The following is a 19743-nucleotide window of genomic DNA, read 5'->3' as shown; positions in this document are numbered from 1 at the left end:
TTGAAAAATATGGTCGACCTGAAATATTTAATACAGACCAAGGCAGTCAGTTTACCAGTGATGCATTTATTGATGTATTGAAATCAAATGGCATTCAAATCAGTATGGATGGTAAAGGTCGATGGGTTGATAATGTGATGGTTGAACGATTATGGCGGAGCGTTAAATATGAAGAGGTGTATCTCAAAGCCTACAGCAATGTTTTGGATGCGAAGAAGCAATTAAACGCATATTTTGAATTTTATAATTTGAAACGACCTCATTCGAGTCTGGACAAAATGACTCCAGATGAGTTTTACTATGACCAGCTACCACAACAAAATAAGGTAGCTTAACTAGAGCAGAGTATCACTTATAAATAAGCTTTTAGTTGTTCAAACATGTGGGACCACCTCTCTTAATGAAAAAATCCCAATCATTTGGTTCATATGCTCTAACAAACAATTATTTATTATTTCAATTAGTTGAATTGCTTGAAATCGTTCAATTTCGTCTGTTGTTTCATAGTCTGTAAAGCCTTTTAAAGAAGGAAACAATTCGACTGTATATCTCATCCCTGTAGGTAAAAGAAAATTATTAAGCAAGAAGTTATTATCAGGAATGCTGCCATCATTTAGCCAAGAGGTTTGATACTTCTTTCGAGCGTATTCAAAGTCAGCCTCTGAAAAGTGATTATAAAATGGTGCAAATCTTGCTTCACCTGGAGGATCATTTAAGTATTGAGGTTGAGTAATACGGAACAAACTATTATCTAAAAAGGCTAGGTGTTCTGCACTCATATATTTAATTAACATAGATATTTTCTAGAATTTCATTAATTAGTTATTAACGGTATTTTATTCAAATATTTCCAGTTTAAGGGCTTTTATATTTATAAAATTGACAAATTTTTTTTAAAGAAGGTAATCTTCGAATCATTTTTAAAATCGCTTCGGCGCTCTTTTTTATTATCTTTCAAATGACATTTAAGTCGGTTTAACCTGCCAGTTTTGAAGCTCTCCAAGCAAGCTCTGATCCAGTTCAGGGTCATAACATTCCACTCTGTTCCGACCATTGGCTTTAGCCTGATACAGGGCAATATCAGCCTGTTTAATCAGCGCCATTAAATCCGTTTCACTGCTTTCCAGAATGGCCGCACCAATTAAAACGGTGAAATCAAGACGATGCCCATGTTCCAGATTGACCACAATATTTTCGATTTTGTGTCTTAAACATTCGGCAATTTTTAACGCATCATCCAGTGAAGTTTCAGGAAGGCATGCGATAAATTCTTCACCCCCATACCGTGCCAGCACATCATGGCGTCGCATTTTATTGCGTGTGGTCTGTGCAATCAACTGCAATACCTGATCTCCAACATCATGTCCATAACGGTCATTGATCTGCTTGAAATGATCGACATCAAAGACCAGCAAACTGATTGGAGCAGGCTGTTTTAAGATTGTTTTGGATCAGCTGTTGTACCAGATATTCAAAACAGCGTCTATTATTCAGGCCTGTCAGCGAGTCAGTATGGGCGAGATTTTCAAAGGTCTGACGATGATATTCATTCAGGGTATGTTGCAGGAATACCAAACGGGATTTTAGTGTAGAGCTCCAGCTGATATATAAACTGAAGGTCAATACCGGCATATAGATCAGGGAAAACAAGAACATCTGATACAGATCAGCTTGGGTATTGAAATACACACCAATATAAATCACCAGTGTAATCAGACCGGAATTAATCAGGCTAGGCCAGAAGCGAATCTGCACACATAGATTGGCCAGGACAATAAATACCAGTGAAGCATATTGATAAATGAGCGTATGCGGACTTTCAGACTGGTTTAGATTAAAAACCAGATTGCACTTGCCCCGATAATCGAGGTCGGCAACAGCAGGTCAAATACAGGCAAATTCCGGTAAAAATGATACATCCAGATGGTTATCAGCACGATCACCAAGGTATAGCCTAGCTTGGTCAGAATGAGCAAATTCATAATGTTATTCAGCACCAGAATATCGGCAAGGGTGTAGGAGGCATATGCCACCTGTGCAAATAGGTTCACCTGCAACAGATATTTTAGAGTGAGCTGTTTCTGATGGCTAAAGTAGGCAGGTTTTAAAGACCCAGGAATACGAACAAGCGGATCTTGAAGGGCATCCTGAAACAGGAGGCGAGCTTCTTCTTCATATTTATCTGGCATGCCGCCTTCCCACATTAAATCCAAAGAAATGAATAAGATGAATATTTATATTTGTATGAAAAATATTCTATTCTTTTAGGAATTATTTGAAAAGCATCACAAACAAATTTAGGCCTAATTCTTAAATTCTTGTCTAATAATCTTGATTTTGCTATCAGGTTACAAAGCAGACCAAGACTGTTTCGCTTTATGATGAGCGCCAGACTGCTCCTGTTTATTCAAAGGTTTAAATACATTCCAGGGATTTGGAGATAGGGGTTTAGTCGGTTGCAGCATATTAGGATGATAGACCCGAATCCGGTTTCTTCCCGCTTTCTTAGCTTCATAAAGCGCAATATCTGCATGCTTAATCAGGTCTTCAAGCTCCTGTTGCGGAGATTCAAGTTCAGCAATACCGATAGAAATCGTGAACTGGATTTTCTGGTCAGAATTGATGTGCATCACCTGCTTTTGAATCGAACAGCGAATCCGTTCTGCAATCATCAGGCAGTCCTGTAGCTGGGTATCTTCCAGCAAGGCAATAAATTCTTCTCCACCAAAACGTGCCAGTACATCGCTAGAGCGCATTTCTTTACGGGTAATTTCAGCAATCAGTTGAAGCACCCGGTCACCCACATCATGGCCATAGTTGTCATTGATTCTCTTGAAATAATCGACATCAAACATCAAAAGACAGGTGCTGGCAGGCTTTGGCCATTGATGGATTGAACGTTCCGCCATATCCACAAAATGACGACGATTAAATAACTGCGTCAGATCATCAGTATGAGCAAGATTCTTTAAGGTTTGATAGTTCCATTCATCCAGCAAAGTGCGTAAAAAAGAGCGCCGTATGTTGATGATATTATTCCAGTTGATATAAATACTAAAGGCCCAGAGAGGCGTGAAAACAACGGCGAAAATAAAGGCCTGCGATAGACTCATGAGATGGGTTACCCCAAGCATGATAAACAGGGCGATAAAAATAGAACAATACAGCGCACCCTTAAACTCGGTCTGTACACAGAGATTGGTAATTAAAACAAAGATCGCAGAGGCATAGATATAAGTTGACACATGCGGGCTACTCGACAGCAGGAGCAGGCTAATCCAGGTCGCTGCAGCCACAGTCGTGCCCACAGGCAAAATCATGTCCAGAACCCGGATATTCTTTTGATGCTTAAACAGGTAATAGCAGCAAAACATGACAGCAATGACCAGTGATACCCGGATCAGGCCAGACAGGAAAAACATGTCAGGAATAATAAAAATATCGGCAAAGAAATACAGCAAAAAGGCGATCTGCGCCATGTAATTAATCTGGCGAAGATTTTGATGACGATGCACATAAAGATAGTTATAAAAGTACTGCTGGAATTGCGCAGGAATAGGTGCAGCGCGATGTACAAGCGCATCTTCAATTAACTGGCGATTTTGCAGATCACATTCGGCCAACTTTAATGATCTATCCGTGGTCGAGTTTTGAAAAGACATATTCGCCGTTGAATATATATTTTCATTCGAGGATGACATGTCTTGATCCAATCTTATTTTTATTGGGCCCTATTATGAACCAAATGAATAAAAAAAAATCTCCCTAGAATCAGGGGGTAGCACGATTTTTTAAAAAGAAAACGTAACAAAATTTTTGTTTTGTAAACATAAAGCTAGACGGATCACATTTTTATAGATTTCTGATTTTAAAAGTTTATATAAATAAAAATGAGCGTTTCACGTGAAACATGAGCATGATGAATAAGTTGATTTAAACGAACTGATGTAAGGTGCTTGAATGATTATATGATTCATCACCAAGATCTTGATTATAGGATTTAGAAGAATGAAGCCGTTAAGCATTTGAACTGTTCTGATGAGTAGCACATTTTATACGTATCGAAATATTTCTAAAGATAGATTTTGTGGGTAGACGCGGTACATTGTTCTATGAGGTAGACATCTTATGATGATCAGGGAGAGATGTCTTGATGCAGCATATAGCCAGAATGAACTTGCCGAGGTCAGCTCAACCATGTCGAATAATAATGATATTGAACTGTCAAATTCAGATGATTGTGAAAAGTATATCAATCAGTTCATACAGGAAGTTCCTTTACGGCGTGCGGAAATCGGGCAGGGAACAGTCATTAAAAGGGCCTTGCCGAGTCGGCATAAACGCATGATTGGCGCCTGGTGTTTTCTGGATCATGCCGGTCCCACTCAGTTTCCTCAGGGAGATGGTCTGGATATCGGACCGCATCCGCATATTGGCCTACAAACTTTTACCTGGATGATTGAAGGCACCATGATGCACAGTGACAGTCTGGGTAACCGGCAATTGATCCGGCCGAAACAGGTTAATCTGATGACTTCAGGCTATGGCATTTCGCATACAGAGGTTTCACCGGAAACTGAAACCAAGATGCATGCAGCACAGCTCTGGATCGCCCTACCTGATGACAAGATCAATATGGCTCCCGCGTTTGATCATTATCCGGAATTACCTGTAGTCAAAGAACAAGGCATTCAATGCACGGTTCTGGTCGGGGAATTCCTAAATACACAATCCCCGGTTAAAGTGCATACCGAACTTTTGGGGGTGGATCTATTTGCTGCTGAAAGTACCCGTGCCCATTTGAGTTTAGATCCAAGATTTGAATATGGCTTTATGGCCCTTGAGGGTCTGGTAAGTATTAATGGGCATGAACTGACTGAAGATAATATGGTGATTCTTGAGCCGGGATTACAGTATGTAGATGTCGAAATTCATGCGGGTGGGCGAATCTTGCTGATTGGTGGAGAGCCATTTGAAAGCCCTATTTTATTGTGGTGGAATCTGGTTGGTCGTGATGTGGAAGAACTGAAGCTGGCCCGTGAACAGTGGATGATGGGGCACCCGCGTTTTGGCACCATTCCAAGCTATGATGGGCCGCGTATGGAAGCACCAGCATTTCCGGAACATATGCGTGCTTCTCGATAAATCTTTCATATAACTATAAGAACAAAGGATCAGTATGGCCCGTATCGCACTTGCCAAAATACAGAGCTTAACCATACCGTGGCAGGGAGAAATCAGTCATGGTCAGCATCATTATCTGACCGATAAACCTGATTCCTTCGGCGGGCAGGATGCAGGTCCTGCACCTTATGATCTGCTTTTAGGCAGCCTGATCTCTTGCATCATGATTACTTTGCGCATGTATGCTAAGCATAAGGACATTGAACTGGGCGACTTTCAGGTTGAAGCAGAATTTTTTGCGAATAAAGAAGGACAGGAATGGATTGAACGACGCTTAAGTTTCGATATTACTCATGATTCGGCTTTGCAGCAGAAAATTCTGGAGATTTGTGCCAAAATTCCGGTGACCAAAACCCTGTTACGCAGTCTGGAGATTCGGACCAGCCTGATTTAAGCTAAAAGAGGGTACGCTATATCCGGTAGGGAAAATGTAAGTAGACTGATAAACTCTTTAGTTAGAGCCAGACTTTTTGCTATGCTCACGCAGTAATAACAATAAAATCATGAGTCTAATATGCGTGTTTTACATCATCTCGAACAATCAAGATCATTTCGAATCATGTGGGCCTTGGAAGAGCTGGAGCTTGATTATAAGATCAAGTATTACAAACGCCTGCCAAACTATTCTGCTCCGCCTTCTTTGAAACAGGTTCATCCTCTGGGTAAAGCCCCGATTCTGGAAGATCAGAATCTGGTACTGGCTGAGTCTGCCGCTATCTTGGAATATCTACAAGAAACTTATGATTCGACCCATCAGTTTCAACCGATCAGTGCTGAGAACAAGGCGCAATACCGCTACTGGATGCATTATGCAGAAGGGTCTTTGATGCCTTTACTGGTCATGCAGCTGGTGATGACTAAAGTTCCTGAGCAAGTGCCATTTCTGGTACGTCCAGTGGCTAAAACAATTTGTGAAGGGGTGAAGAAGCAGTTTGTGCAAAGCCGTTTAAAAGACCATATCCAGTTTCTGGAAGATCATTTAAGCCAGCATGAATATTTTGCCGGTCGTTTCAGTTTTGCGGATATCCAGATGAGCTTCCCACTTGAAGCCATGCAAAGCCGTACCGGTAAAAGCTATCCGGCGATTCAGGCCTATCTGGAACGAATCTCGCATCGTGCGGCTTATTTCCGGGCCTTATCCAAAGAGCAGGCATTAAAATCTTAAAGCCTTCGCTAAAAAAGAAAAGGTGCGATTTGCACCTTTTTTATTTTTGAATCAATCTGGAAAACTGAGGCGTTCTTTAGGGAAAATCACCTTAAAGGTAGATCCCTGATTTTCACGGGAATCAATTTCGAGCTGGGCCTGATGTTGCATCAGTACGTGCTTTACAATCGCCAGTCCCAGTCCTGTGCCACCAGTACGGCGGCTACGGTCAGAATCTACCCGGTAGAAACGTTCAGTCAAGCGAGGCAAGTGTTTAGGATCAATCCCAATTCCGGTATCTTCTACGACAAAATAGGCCGATTCACCATCATCATGCCAGCCCATGGTCACGGTTCCACCTTTAGGCGTGTACTTGATGGCATTGGTAATCAGGTTACTGAAGGCACTGGCAATTTCCATATCTGAGCCGATCAGGTCACAGTGACTGTCAATATCCAGATTTAGTGTATGGCCATAATCCACGTTATAGGCTTGCGCATCATCAAACAGCTGGTTCATCAGATTAGGCATGTCAATAATCTGGTTCTTGGCAATATTCTTGTCATTTTCCAGACGGGATAGCAGCAACAGGTCATTGACCAGTGCATTCATGCGACGGGTCTGGGACTGCATCTGGTCAAAGGCGCGTTTCCAGCGCGGGCTAATATCTTCCTGATCGGTAAAGGTTTCGATATAGCCACTGAGCACAGTTAACGGCGTACGCAGTTCGTGCGAAATATTATCGACGAAGTCCTTACGCATCTGTTCCAGATTATGCATCCGGGTCACATCATAAGCGACCAGTAAGCGACTTTCACCGCCAAAACGGGTCATTTTGATTTGCACATAATGATCTTCGAATATCGAAGACTTCATTTTAAGGCCATCAGGTGCATCATCAATATGATGATAGTAATCAATGAAATTTGGCTGACGTAACAAACTCAGGATATTACGGCCGCGATCTTCCTGACCAATCCCTAGTAAACGTCCTGCCGCCGGATTCCACCATTCAATCTGCTGGTTTTCATCAATCAGCACTACAGCTTCTTGAAGGGCGACTAGCGAGGATTGTGCACGGTCAATCAGCTCGACCATTTCAGCCTGAACAACGCGTTCCTGACGCTGGGCCCGATAAACATTGAACAGTAAAGCGCCCCAGATTCCGTTGATATTTGGCGGTACATCATAGGGACGGTTCGAGATCCATTCATTGACCAGGTAGAGTGAACGCAACTGTGTACCAAAGAAGGCAACAAAGGCCAGAACGATACAGATCCAGAAATAGCCGACGCCTAGGCCAATACAACTGGCAATTACCAGGAAGAGAAGAAGGAGACGTAAATCTTGCTTGGCAAAATCCCATAAGCTGCTGTAACGAAGTCTTTTGTGCTCGTGTGACAGTTCGGGAACAGGATAGGGCTCATACATAAAACGAGATTTACCTAAAAATAATTAACCGAGTGCAACATCGACACGGGTCGAGAAACGGTAACCGGTGCCACGCACAGTTTGTACATAGCGGTCAGCGCCATAAGGTTCGAGTACCTTGCGCAGGCGACGGATATGCACATCAATGGTCCGGTCTTCAATATAGACGTTGCCACCCCAAACCTGATCCAGCAACTGCGCACGAGTATAAGCACGTTCCGGATGGGTCATGAAAAATGCCAAGAGACGATATTCAGTGGGTCCCATGTCCAGTATAGTATTGCCAAAATTCACACGCTTACTGACTGGATCTAATACCAATCCATTAGCATCAATGGATTTTTCACCACTGAGGGCATTGGAGCGACGTAAAACAGCTTTAATACGTGAAACCAGCTCACGGGTCGAAAACGGCTTGGTCATATAGTCATCGGCACCGGCGTCCAGTCCCTGAACTTTATGATCTTCTTCACCACGCGCAGTCAGCATGATGACAGGAATTTCGGACAGGTTTTCATCACGTTTCAGACGACGACATAGATCGACACCACTGACGCCACCCGGCATCATCCAGTCCAGCAAAATCAATGCTGGACGCTGGTCCACAATCATTTGATGAGCCTGCTTGGCATCTTCTGCCTGTAAACATTGAAAGCCTGCCATATCCAGAGCAGTGTGGATCATTTCACGAATCGGCAGTTCATCATCAACAATTAGAATGTAGTCATCTTTCACAGCGCAATACCCTATTTCATGCAAACGGTGGACCGTTTTATATTTATGACAGGCTTATTACAAAGATTAATTATGACAGTATCATTGCAGAATAGGTAGTTCTGGGACTTTTTGCAAAGATTTGTCACAATTTAAGCTGTTATTTTATAAGAGGGTGTTAATTCAAAGGTTTGTAGATCATTGAAAGCTAGATCTACGTAGACCTTATCCTGATTTAAAAATTATCTAACCGGATCTGCCGGTTTTTCTGTACCTAAAGTGTCTAATAAAGCAAAGAACACCAAGCTACAGGAAGACAGAATTTCTTCCAGTGACTGTTTAAAGCCGCTCATGACCCAGCGAATCGCAATTTGGGTGACATAACCATTAAGTCCGGTCGAGACCAGAGAAATCTCTCGTTCAGAACGATTCAGGTTCGGCATCATCAGCATGACAAAGGCCTGAATCATACGGTCGAAACGGCCCATGGTTTCATGAATCGTAGCCTGATTATGCAGTTCCTGAACCAGCATGGCATCGATATAAATAATTCGTGCCATACCCGGATTGTCACGTAAGGTCGTTAGCAAGGCAGTCAGACCGGCTTCGATCATTTTCTTTGGATCAGAAGAGGCTTGCATCATGGCCTGCATGACATTCTGCTGTAACTGGTCAATCAGCTTGAGGAAAATAGTCTGGAACAGATGTTCGCTTTTCTTAAAGGATTCATAAAAATAACGTTCAGTCAGTTTGGCTTCGTTACAGATATCCTTCACAGTGACCGAAAAGAAACCATGACGACCATACGCCTCGATCCCGGCCTCAATCAGCTTTTCACGACGTGCCTGCTGACGCTCAGCCATGGAAAGTCCTTTAAACTGGCGTTCCTTACTTTTACTTGCTAGTTTTTGTCCTGAATTTACTGCATCCGTCATAAAGACCATAGACTCATGTGCTTGAGATTTTAAGTATCTTATCAATAAATCCGGCTTTGACCTATGCTGAAATTCAAACCTGAAAATTGGCCCGTAGAGACATGCTGGAATTATTGACAATATGGATTGTCAAAACTATATTGAAACAGTGTGCTGTATCCCTATGCGACAGAAAAACAGGCTGTCATGGAAGGGCAGTGTTTTAATCAAGGAAATTCAATGAAAAATTTTAATAATAAAGTCGCGGCCATTACTGGCGCAGGTTCAGGTATCGGCCAGCAACTTGCGGTGCTTTTAGCAAAGCAGGGCTGTCATTTAGCTTTAAGCGATGTGAATGAACAGGGTCTGGCTAAAACCGTTGAGCTGCTAAAAGGTAGTGATGTTCGTGTCACAACCAAAAAGGTCAATGTGGCTAATCTGGAAGAAATGCATGCTTGGGCCGCTGAGGTCGAGAAAGATCATGGCAGCGTGAATATGATTTTTAACAATGCTGGTGTTGCCCTTGGTTCTACCGTAGAAGGCGCCAGCTATGAAGAGCTGGAATGGATCGTCGGCATTAACTTCTGGGGCGTGGTCTATGGCACCAAAGAGTTCCTGCCTTTAATCAAGAAAACCGGTGATGGTCATGTCATCAATATTTCCAGCCTGTTCGGTTTAACTGCCCAGCCAACCCAGTCTGCTTATAATGCCACTAAATTTGCCGTGCGTGGTTTTACCGAATCCTTGCGTCAGGAACTGGATATGGAAAACTGCGGCGTAAGCGCACTCTGTGTACACCCAGGCGGAATCCGTACCAATATCGCCATTGCAGCAAAAATGAATGACAGTATCCGTAGTCTGGGAATGCATCCGGAAAAATCTGCACAGAATTTCAATAAGTTGCTGCGTTGCCCACCGGAAGAAGCAGCCCGTCAAATTCTGGAAGCGGTACAAAAAGATAAACGCCGTCTGTTGATTGGAAATGATGCCAAAGCGATTGATTTAATTCAGCGCCTTATGCCAACTGGCTATCAGAAAGTCACGGCTTTAGCTACCCGCCTCGGCAAGCAGAAGAAAAAGTCAGCTTAAAACACCCTGATCAAAGCCCGCGTAAGCGGGTTTTTTTATGCCCGAAAACTTAAGCAGCTAAAGTATTTTATAAATCAAAAATGGTGCATAAGAATGTCAATAAATTGACAGCGTTAGATAAGCCGATTCGGCATGATGATTTTACAGACCGAAGGTCGACATAATTATAGATAGAGGAAATGATCATGGCTTATGAATATAAACACATCCAGGTACAACCAATTGGTGGCCGTATTGGCGCTGAAATCCAGGGCGTAAAACTGTCAGCAGATTTGGCTGATGAAGTGGTAAATGAAATCAACCAGGCATTATTGCAGCATAAAGCGATCTTCTTTAAAGATCAGCAACATCTAGATGATGTAGCCCAAGAAGCCTTTGCAGCACGTTTAGGCACACCGTTGAATCACCCGACTGTACCGGTAAAAGATGGCTCTGCACATATTCTGGAAATTGATTCACGCGGTGCACGTGCAGACAGCTGGCATACGGACATCAGCTTTATTGATGCCTATCCAAAAGCTTCTATCCTGCGTAGCGTGGTTGCACCCGCAGTAGGTGGCAATACCGTATGGGCAAATACAACCGCTGCCTACAATGATTTACCTGAAGAACTGAAAACACTGGCGGATAGCTTGCGTGTGATTCACAGCAACAACTTTGACTATGCTGCAAAAGTCAGTGTTCCAAAAGAAGCTTTGGAAAAATATAAAAACTACTTCAATTCAACTGAATATGAAACTGAACATCCATTAGTACGCGTTCATCCTGAAACAGGTGAAAAAACCTTGTTATTGGGCCATTTCTTTAAGAGCTTCGTCGGTTATAGCTCAAGTGAATCACGCCGTTTATTCGACCTGTTCCAAAGTTATGTAGAGAAGCTGGAAAATATTGTCAGCTGGCGCTGGAGTGCAGGTGATGTGGCGATCTGGGATAACCGTGCAACGCAACACCGTGCGATTAATGATTATGGTGACCAGCACCGTACCAGATCAGCAGACCCAGGTCCTCGAAGATATTAATCTGGATATTCATGCAGGTGATTTTGTCAGTGTAGTGTGGCATGCTGGCTGCGGTAAATCTACATTGTTACGCTTACTGATGGGTTTGGAACAGCATCAACAGGGACAGATTCTGATTCAGGGAAAACAGCCAGCTGAACATCTTCCAAATCTCAGTATTATCTATCAGGATCATCGGCTGTTTAACTGGCTCAGTGTGACGGAAAATATCCGCATGGCCTTACATCAAATCCCTTTAAGTAAAGAAGAGGAAAATCGAAGAATTCAGGAACAGCTAGAATTACTGCAATTGACGCCGTTTAAGGATGCTTATCCATCGCACTTGTCTGCTGGCATGAATCTGAAAGTGGCCATTGCCAAAAGCCTGGTTACTCAACCGGATATATTATTATTAGATGATCCTTTTGCTGGACTGGACGCGCTGATGCGTCATCATCTGCATGAAGAATTACAGTGAATCTGGAAAGCCAAAAAAATTACCGTGATTTTAGCGACCCAAGATATTGCTGAAGCTTTATTACTGAGCACTTCAGTTGTGGTAATGCAGGCTAATCCTGGACGAATCGAACAGGTTTTAAAGGTGTCTTTATCTTATCCACGCAAGCGCCAGAATACGCGTTTACAGCAGTTGAAAAAAGAAATTCTAAAAGTATTAAATTTCTCAATCGTGAAGGATCAACAGCTGCTACTTACAAGCTCTGGTCAGTTTTGCTGGTAGGCTAGGGTCTTCATTCATTTTAAATTAAACAGAAATCAACAGCGACACAACCTCGCCCATAGTTGTCATTTCCACTAGCACCAATTACCCCAGTGCTTAACTTAAAGAAATAAAAAATGCCCTATCGGGCATTTTTTATAATGGATGGTTTAAGAGGCAACCGCAGTATTTTGTTGCGTAATCACATACTGATTTTCTGGCCGTTTCAGTCCTAAGTTTTCACGCAGAGTTGTGCCTTCATATTCGGTCCGGAACAGGCCACGGCGTTGTAGCTCGGGTACGATGAAATCGACAAAGTCATTCAGACCGGCAGGTGTCGTTGGTGGCAAGACATTGAAACCATCAGCTGCTTCATTTTCGAACCATTCCTGTAGTTGGTCGACTACCTGTGCAGGTGTTCCGATCAGCGTCCAGTGACCGCGAGCAGAGGCAATATATTCATATAGCTGGCGAATGCTGAAGTGATGCTTCGCTGCAATTTCAAACATCATTTGCTGACGGCTAGACTTGATCTCAATATCTTCGAGAGGAAATGGGGCATCCAAATCATAGTTTGAAAGATTAATATCCCCTGCCAGACCAGACAGTAAGCCCAAACCGACATCTGGATGAATCAGACGATTCAGTAATTCATATTTTTCTTTGGCTTCCTGTTCAGTTTTAGCTACAAAGACAGAGACCCCCGGCATTACTTTTAAATCATCCGGATGACGACCGTATTTAGCCAGACGGCCTTTAACATCACGGTAGAAGGCTTGTGCATCAGACAGGCTTTGCTGGGCGGTAAAAATCACTTCGGCATATTTGGCGGCCAGCTCACGTCCATCTTCAGATTGGCCCGCCTGAACAATCACTGGATAGCCTTGTGGTGGACGAGGGACATTGAGTGCACCCTGGACATTAAAATATTTGCCGCTATGCAGGGGTTCGTGCTGTTTAGATGTATCAAAGAAATGACCATTTTCTTTGTCATAGAGGAATGCATCATCTTCCCAGGAGTCCCAGAGCTTCTGTACAACTTCAATAAATTCATCCGCGCGCTCATAACGGACTTTGGCATCCGGATGTGCACTAAAACCAAAGTTCCGCGCGGTTTCAGCAGATATGGTGGTGACAACATTCCAGGCGGCACGACCCTTACTGATATGGTCTAAAGAGGCATATTTTCGTGCCAACAGATACGGTTCTTCATAGGTCGTAGAAGCAGTGGCAATAAAACCAATATTTTGGGTGACGGCTGAAATCGCTGCGAATAAGGTAACTGGTTCAAAGCCCACGACTTTATCGCTATAACCGACCTTCTTATTATGTTTGGAAGCACCATGACTCCAGTTGACTGCCAGACCATCTGCAAGGAAATAGGCATCAAACAGGCCGCGTTCAGCAGTTTTCGCTAATTCAATCGCATAATCAATACTTAAATGATCCTGAGGACGAGACTCAGGATGGCGCCAACCTGCCGCATGTTGCGAAGTCGTTGGAATAAAAGCACCCAGTTTAATTTGTCGTTTAGCCATGAGAAGACCTTGTGTTTTTATACAATACACAGCTTATAACAAGGATCTTAATGGCTGAAAAATATAATAAAAATGAATCCATATAAAAAATATGGATTAAGCAGGAAATACGCTATTTAGAGGTGCTTTGCTAAGGTTTATCCAGTAGTAAGGCTAGAAGATTAAACCAGTGCCTCGATGGTTTTTTTCTTCCAGATAAACTGGTAATACAGGCCTTGCATGATACAAAGACAGACAAAGGCCAAGGCATAACCATACCAGATCCCTTGTAAACCCCACCAGCGGCTGAACATATAGGCAGCTGGTACTTCAATTCCAATAATGGCAATAATATTGATCAACATCGGGACTGTCACTGTGCCACTGGCCCGCATGATCGAAGCAAAAATTGCGCTAGCACCAAAGAACAGAATCGACCATAGGACAATGAAGAGAAGTTGCTGACCTAGGACCACGACCTGCGGGTCAGTGATAAATAGTGCCATCAGATATTTAGAAAACAGATAAGCCATAATCACCAGACTACCTGTGAACAAGATATTCATACTTAAGGCAGTTCGGGTCACTTTATTGAGCAAATCATTTTTACCAGCACCAATGGCCTGTGCCCCAAAGACGGAAGCCGCAATGGCAATAGAAAGGGCAGGGAACTGAATATAATTCAGCACCTGATTCACGGCACCATAGGCCGCCGTCGCTTCTGCACCATAACGGTTGACCAGACCTACAATGACCAGACCAGCGACTGAAGTTGTGACCATTTGAACCCCGGTGGGAATACCTAAGCGCAGGATAATCTTGCTGAGCTGGGGCTGATGACGGATATCTTTGATCAACGCCCAGTCTGGTCTTAGAGGATGACGCTTATAATTTAAATAGAGAATGAGAAATAACAGAACAGCCAAGTTGCCCAGAATGGTTGCAATTGCTGGAGAGATGATCCCCATTTTAGGAAAACCGAAATAACCGGCGATCAGGACTGGTGTCACCACTAAGCCAACGCCAATCGTCAAAGCAGAGGCAAACAGTGGGGTAGTACTGTCTCCGACCCCACGTAAAATTGAAGTATAAATAATATAAATAAAAATCAGTGGGCTACCAGCCAGCATCCATTGCACATAAGGCAAAGACAGGTGCATCACATCCGGATCTGTACCTAATAATTGCAGGATATTTTCAGCAAAAAATACACCCAATAGGGCAATCAGGCTGCCACCAATCAGTGTCATAAACAGGGTAGAGCCAACTACACAGCGCACTTTTTCCAAGTTTCTGGCACCCCAAGCTTGTCCTACCAGAACTGTAGAGCCTGCAGAGAGACCAATCACAAAGGCCATCAGGCAGAATAGAATCGGGAAAAATACTGCCACAGCTGCAATTGCTTGCACGCCCAACATTTGCCCAACAAAAACAGTATTAATCGTACCGGACAAACTTTGCAGGATGTTGGTAACCACCAGCGGTAATAGGAAAATGAAAAATGTTTTCCATAAATTCTGCTGGTGAACCAATGCTTGCTGTGCCATATGACATCCTGTTCTTGATTTTTCATATATTTATCAGGACTAAATTATCCTTGATCCGCATCAAGAACGCCTTAGCTTTTCAGTAACCAATAAGTCTATTTTTTTAAACTTTGGAAAGAATATGTGCTGCTTCTATCAAGGTTTCATCTTTTTTGGCAAAGCAGAAGCGTAATAAGTGTAAATCTTTAGGCGGCTCCTGATAAAACGCTGATACCGGAATCGCCACAACACCGTATTGTTTCGCCAGATAATGGCACATCGACAGTGCATCCAGATCAGGACGAATTTCACTGTAATCCAGATTCTGGAAATAGGTGCCTTGTGATGGCGTCCAGTGAAAACGGGAGTCTGTCAGTGCATGATTAAACAAATCCCGTTTGGCCTGATAAAAACCGGACAGCTCATGGATATGTTCAGAATGTAGCTGCATATATTCAGTCAAAGCCACCTGAATTGGCGTTACACCACAGAAGCTGACAAACTGGTAAATCTGTCTGAACATCTGCATTAAGGCTGGCGGTGCAACACAGAAACCAGTTTTCCAGCCGGTCACATGAAAGGTTTTACCAAAAGAACCAATCACAAAACTGCGTTCACGGAGTTCCGGAAATGATGCTGCAGAATGATGACGAACTTCATCAAATACCAGATGTTCATAAACTTCATCAGACAGAACTACAATATTGCGATCACGAATCAGTTCAATCAGCTGTTGCCAGTCTTGCTCTGTCCATACCGTTCCGGTGGGATTATGCGGTGTATTCACTACAATCATGCGGGTACGGTCATTGATTGCATCTTTGACCTGATTCCAGTCCACAGAAAAACCAGGATATTCTAGAGCGATATGTACCGGTTTGGCACCGACCAGCTTCACGCTTGGCGCATAGCTGTCATAACTGGGATCAAAAATAATGACTTCTTCATCCGCCCGTACCGTTGCCTGAATTGCACAGAAGATTGCAATCGTTGCGCCAGGAGTAATGGTGATTTCATCTACCGGGTCTAGAATGAGCTGGTCACGATGCTGATAAAGATCAGCGACCAGCCCACGTAATACTGGTAAACCATCACCCGGTGCATATTGATTAAAACCATTTTCAGCCGCCCGACTGAGGGCTTCAATCAATTGCGGTGGAGCAGGAAAATCTGGAAAACCTTGTGACAGGTTAATTGCTCCGAGTTTTTGTGCCAAGGCCGACATAGTACTAAAAATAGTAACGCCCAGATTGGGAAGTTTAGAATGTAACTCAAGCATGTCCTTGGCCTCTGGCTTATCCTGTAATCGAGGATGATGTAGGAGATATAAAGTATTCGGCTTTCAGTGTAGCAGTAAGTGAATCAGCAAATAATCAGAAAAATCGAAAAGGTTGAAACAGAATACATCTTCTATTTCATAAGCATAGAGAATATAAGGTCAGGTTAAGGCTATTCGTGGTTAATTCATGTGAAACAAATACCAAGATGGATTGTTCTAAGCTTATTCCCTAAAATCAGTGCGATAAAAATAACCTCAAATAATAATTATAAAATGCTACAGAGTATTTATACGGTGCTTGAAGGCTTGGGTCTAAGCTCACAGAAGCGTGCACTTCATCTCTGATTTTCCAATGAAATTTTAAATTCTCAGGTTCTGATTCAGCGTATTGAAAGCAGGCACTGGATCAATGAGGGGCTACATGCTGAATTACTTTGTCTATCCACTCATCCCTATATTGCTTTAAAACAGTTTATTGGCTGTCAGGTTGCTGTTGATCAGGTCACTGATCAAGGTGAGCTTTTCCGGACTACAGGTATCATTACCGCAGCTAAACAGGGTCATAGCGATGGTGCTTTAAGTGTCTATCAGCTGACTCTCGAAGATGCGACTTCACTTTGGCATAAACGCCGTAATAGTCGTGTGTTTTTGAATAAAAGTGTCAGGGAGATCAGTGAAATTCTGTTTACTGAATGGCAAAAGCGAAGTGGCTTATTTGCGAAAAGTTTAAGTTTGGATCTTTCCGGACTAAATCGTGAATATGATGTACGGCCATTGGTCATACAGTCCAATGAAAGTGATTATGACTTTCTGACCCGCTTATGGCGTAGTGAGGGTATTAACTGGCTGATTGATGAAAAGGAATTAATCATTTCAATATCAGCTCGAACCATTCAGCCACAAGTCCTGCGTCTTGTTGATGAGCAGCAATATTTTCAAGCCTTAAAGCGCCGTTCTATCCGCTTCCATCGCAGTCATGCAACTGAGCAATTCGATACTATCACCAGCCTAATCGCTGAGCGACAACTTGTACCAAACAGTGTTGCATTGCAACGCTGGCAAGCTATAGATCTGGAGCAGGAGCAAAACCAGCAGTTGGTGAATATTCAGCAAAGTAGTGTTCAGGATCATACCAGTTTAAGTCTGGAAGATGTCTGGAACATCAGCCCAGCTTGGACCAGTGACCTAAATAGAGAAGATCAGGCTACATCATCCAGTCCAGCTCAACTGGATCAACTCAGTCAGCAACTTAGTCACTATCATGCCATGCAGTCCAAATATTTTAAGGCCAGCAGTAGTGTTCGTGATGCCCAAGTGGGTTACTGGTTTGAACTGCATGATCATCCCGAAATTGATCAACATCCGTGCAATGAGCGTGAATTTTTAATTTTGGGCAAACACTTCTATAACCAGAATAATTTACCAAAAGACATTTTGCTACAGGTGGATCAGCTCATGCTGTCCAGTCGCTGGAAAGTTCTGGATGACGAGAGACAAGGCAATGAGCTGTATTTAATTCGTCGAGATATTCTGGTGATACCTGAATATCATCCACTACAACATCGGCCAATGGCCTATCCACAACGGGCGAAAGTGGTAGAGCCTGAAGGTGAGACTATTTATGTCGATGAATGGGGACGCGTGAAGGTTCGTTTTTTATTTACCCGTAGTGAAGATCATCAGCATGATGGTGGTGCTGGTGCCAATGATAATGACACTGATTCGGCCTGGGTAGATGTGCTAACGCCATGGGCAGGTGAAGGTTATGGCGCCCGATTCCATCCACGTATCGGGGAAATCGTAGTGATTGATTTCTTCGAAGGGGATATTGATCGTCCCTTTATTGTTGGACGTATTCATGAAGCTGAACGTTATCAAACTATGTTTGATAAGAAGGGGCAGTTGCCATTCACTAAAAAACTAAGTGGTATCCGTTCTCAAGAGGTGGAGGGTGAAGGTTTTAACCAGCTTCGCTTCGATGATACAACTGGACAGATTAGTGCACAGCTGCAAAGTAGTCATGGGGCCAGTCAGCTAAATTTAGGAAATCTAAGTCATCCAAAAGAAGATGAGGCTAGCGACGGGCGTGGTGAGGGCTTTGAGTTAAGAACAGATCAATGGGGAGCACTTAGAGCGGGAGCTGGCTTGCTTCTCTCTACCTATAAACAAGAAAATGCCAATGCCAATCACTTAAATGCCAGTCCTGCGAAAAGCCAGCTTGAATCTAGTTTGAATCATAGTAAAGCCTTAAGTGAGATTGCCAAAAATCAGCAAACAGATCCCTTAGAAGGGTTAGATCATCTGAAAAAATTTCTGGATCAGATTGAACAGCAAGATCAAAGCAAGGCTGAAACCTTTAAACAGGCTTTAATGCTGCTGTATGCACCGAATTCAATTGCACTCTCAACTAATGAAGATCTGTATCTTTCAGCTGATTAACCACAGTGCTGCGGATAATATTAATTTTTCCACACAGAAATCTTTGATTGCTCACGCTCAGGACAAGATCAGTTTGTTTTCAGCTCAACAAGGATTAAAAGCCATTGCGGCAAAGGGGAAGGTCGAACTCCAGGCACAAGATGACGCAATAGAAACAATTGCTCGTCAAAAAATAAAAATTATTTCGACTGAAGAACGAATTGAAATTATAAGCCCTAAAGAAATTGTGCTTACTGCTGGTGGTTCTCAGTTAAAGATTAATGGACAAGGTGTATTTGGAGTAACAGGTGGGAAGTTTGAGTGTAAAGCGGGTCAGCATATATTTAAAGAAGGAGCCAAAACTATTTATGAGATTCCTGAGTTGCCTAAATCTGGACCATACGCTGTAGATTTTTTATTTAATAGTTTAGGTGGTAGTGGAATTGAAGGTGCTGAAGTAACTATGTTTATACCTGAAAATAAGGAAATTTTATGGGAAGGTAAAACTGATTCTAATGGTAAAACGCAATTATCTATTTCTCAAGAATGGGTTGCTTATGAAGCATTGGTAGGATTTAAGCAATGGTCAAATATCTTTGAAGATTTAGATACTAAAGATTTAGAGGAGGAATTTGATGTGGGTGAGCATGGAATTCAAATTGAAGATATTCAATAATTATAAAGGGGCAGAGTAAAACTTGAAGTGCGACATAAACCACCTAATTAATTTAAAGGGTTTATGGAGTATATAAAATTGTCATACCATCATCTTAACTTTGAAGATCGTACTGCATTAATGCTTGAGTCAAGA

The 19743-nt window shown here is 42.7% G+C and carries 16 protein-coding genes and 2 pseudogenes; 9 read left to right on the top strand and 9 right to left on the bottom strand.

From position 1 onward, the window contains the following. Nucleotides 1–335 (top strand): transposase (locus ACEWB7_RS14460; RefSeq protein WP_411580924.1); only part of this gene is annotated, 335 nt, incomplete at its 5' end. A gap of 39 nt (nt 336–374) precedes the next feature. Here the strand turns inward: ACEWB7_RS14460 and ACEWB7_RS14455 are convergent. From ACEWB7_RS14455 to ACEWB7_RS14445, 3 genes and pseudogenes are all read right to left on the bottom strand, one after another. Then, complete coding sequence (locus ACEWB7_RS14455) at nt 375–794, bottom strand: hypothetical protein (RefSeq protein ID WP_313660185.1); 420 nt, start codon at nt 792–794, stop codon at nt 375–377. Nucleotides 795–965: 171 nt separating this feature from the next. Beyond that, nucleotides 966–2189: pseudogene (locus ACEWB7_RS14450) on the bottom strand (GGDEF domain-containing protein). Between the two features lie 159 nt (nt 2190–2348). Then, entirely contained in the window at nt 2349–3701 is a 1353-nt protein-coding gene (locus ACEWB7_RS14445) for a GGDEF domain-containing protein (protein ID WP_411580923.1), read from the bottom strand. A 496-nt stretch (nt 3702–4197) separates the two neighbouring features. Between ACEWB7_RS14445 and ACEWB7_RS14440 the strand changes: the two genes are divergently transcribed. From ACEWB7_RS14440 to ACEWB7_RS14430, 3 genes are all read left to right on the top strand, one after another. Next, complete coding sequence (locus ACEWB7_RS14440) at nt 4198–5145, top strand: pirin family protein (protein WP_313660199.1); 948 nt, start codon at nt 4198–4200, stop codon at nt 5143–5145. Between the two features lie 34 nt (nt 5146–5179). Then, nucleotides 5180–5578: an OsmC family protein gene (locus ACEWB7_RS14435; protein WP_313660187.1), complete on the top strand. Its 399-nt coding sequence runs from the start codon at nt 5180–5182 to the stop codon at nt 5576–5578. A gap of 120 nt (nt 5579–5698) precedes the next feature. Further along, nucleotides 5699–6349 carry a glutathione S-transferase gene (locus ACEWB7_RS14430; protein ID WP_034703785.1) on the top strand — a complete coding sequence of 217 codons (651 nt, stop codon included), beginning with the start codon at nt 5699–5701 and terminating at the stop codon, nt 6347–6349. A 51-nt stretch (nt 6350–6400) separates the two neighbouring features. Here ACEWB7_RS14430 and phoR read toward each other — a convergent pair whose 3' ends face one another. The 3 genes from phoR to ACEWB7_RS14415 form a co-directional block, all read right to left on the bottom strand. Then, nucleotides 6401–7759, bottom strand: coding sequence for a phosphate regulon sensor histidine kinase PhoR (gene phoR, locus ACEWB7_RS14425; protein ID WP_312157475.1), 1359 nt, complete (start codon nt 7757–7759; stop codon nt 6401–6403). Between the two features lie 24 nt (nt 7760–7783). Continuing rightward, a complete protein-coding gene (phoB, locus tag ACEWB7_RS14420; protein ID WP_180011595.1) occupies nt 7784–8494 on the bottom strand; it encodes a phosphate regulon transcriptional regulator PhoB in 711 nt (236 codons plus the stop codon). A gap of 221 nt (nt 8495–8715) precedes the next feature. Next, nucleotides 8716–9408, bottom strand: coding sequence for a TetR/AcrR family transcriptional regulator (locus ACEWB7_RS14415; RefSeq protein WP_179992733.1), 693 nt, complete (start codon nt 9406–9408; stop codon nt 8716–8718). Nucleotides 9409–9627: 219 nt separating this feature from the next. Here ACEWB7_RS14415 and ACEWB7_RS14410 point away from each other — a divergent pair, with 219 nt between their 5' ends. From ACEWB7_RS14410 to ACEWB7_RS14395, 4 genes are all read left to right on the top strand, one after another. Beyond that, on the top strand, nt 9628–10476 hold the full coding sequence (locus ACEWB7_RS14410; RefSeq protein WP_262738543.1) for an SDR family NAD(P)-dependent oxidoreductase: 849 nt from the start codon (nt 9628–9630) through the stop codon (nt 10474–10476). Nucleotides 10477–10661: 185 nt separating this feature from the next. Continuing rightward, entirely contained in the window at nt 10662–11495 is an 834-nt protein-coding gene (locus tag ACEWB7_RS14405; RefSeq protein WP_411580922.1) for a TauD/TfdA dioxygenase family protein, read from the top strand. Further along, nucleotides 11443–11952: an ABC transporter ATP-binding protein gene (locus ACEWB7_RS14400; protein ID WP_411580921.1), complete on the top strand. Its 510-nt coding sequence runs from the start codon at nt 11443–11445 to the stop codon at nt 11950–11952. The genes ACEWB7_RS14405 and ACEWB7_RS14400 overlap by 53 nt, the downstream gene beginning before the upstream one ends. A gap of 24 nt (nt 11953–11976) precedes the next feature. Then, the gene (locus ACEWB7_RS14395; RefSeq protein ID WP_262738552.1) at nt 11977–12213 is read left to right on the top strand and encodes a hypothetical protein; all 237 of its coding nucleotides are present in this window, start codon (nt 11977–11979) and stop codon (nt 12211–12213) included. A gap of 149 nt (nt 12214–12362) precedes the next feature. Here the strand turns inward: ACEWB7_RS14395 and ACEWB7_RS14390 are convergent, their stop codons facing one another. From ACEWB7_RS14390 to ACEWB7_RS14380, 3 genes are all read right to left on the bottom strand, one after another. Next, a complete protein-coding gene (locus ACEWB7_RS14390; protein WP_411580920.1) occupies nt 12363–13730 on the bottom strand; it encodes an LLM class flavin-dependent oxidoreductase in 1368 nt (455 codons plus the stop codon). 161 nt (nt 13731–13891) lie between these two features. After that, a complete protein-coding gene (locus ACEWB7_RS14385) occupies nt 13892–15256 on the bottom strand; it encodes an MATE family efflux transporter (RefSeq protein WP_411580919.1) in 1365 nt (454 codons plus the stop codon). 103 nt (nt 15257–15359) lie between these two features. After that, complete coding sequence (locus ACEWB7_RS14380) at nt 15360–16514, bottom strand: methionine aminotransferase (protein ID WP_312309314.1); 1155 nt, start codon at nt 16512–16514, stop codon at nt 15360–15362. A 273-nt stretch (nt 16515–16787) separates the two neighbouring features. On the opposite strand from ACEWB7_RS14380, the pseudogene ACEWB7_RS14375 reads away from it, so the two are divergent. After that, nucleotides 16788–19608 (top strand): annotated as a pseudogene (locus tag ACEWB7_RS14375) (type VI secretion system Vgr family protein). Nucleotides 19609–19743 lie beyond the last annotated feature (135 nt).

Origin of the sequence: Acinetobacter sp. NIOH-H-8 (assembly GCF_046635365.1) — a bacterium.
Lineage (GTDB): Bacteria > Pseudomonadota > Gammaproteobacteria > Pseudomonadales > Moraxellaceae > Acinetobacter.
This window is presented reverse-complemented; position numbering and strand designations above follow the sequence as displayed.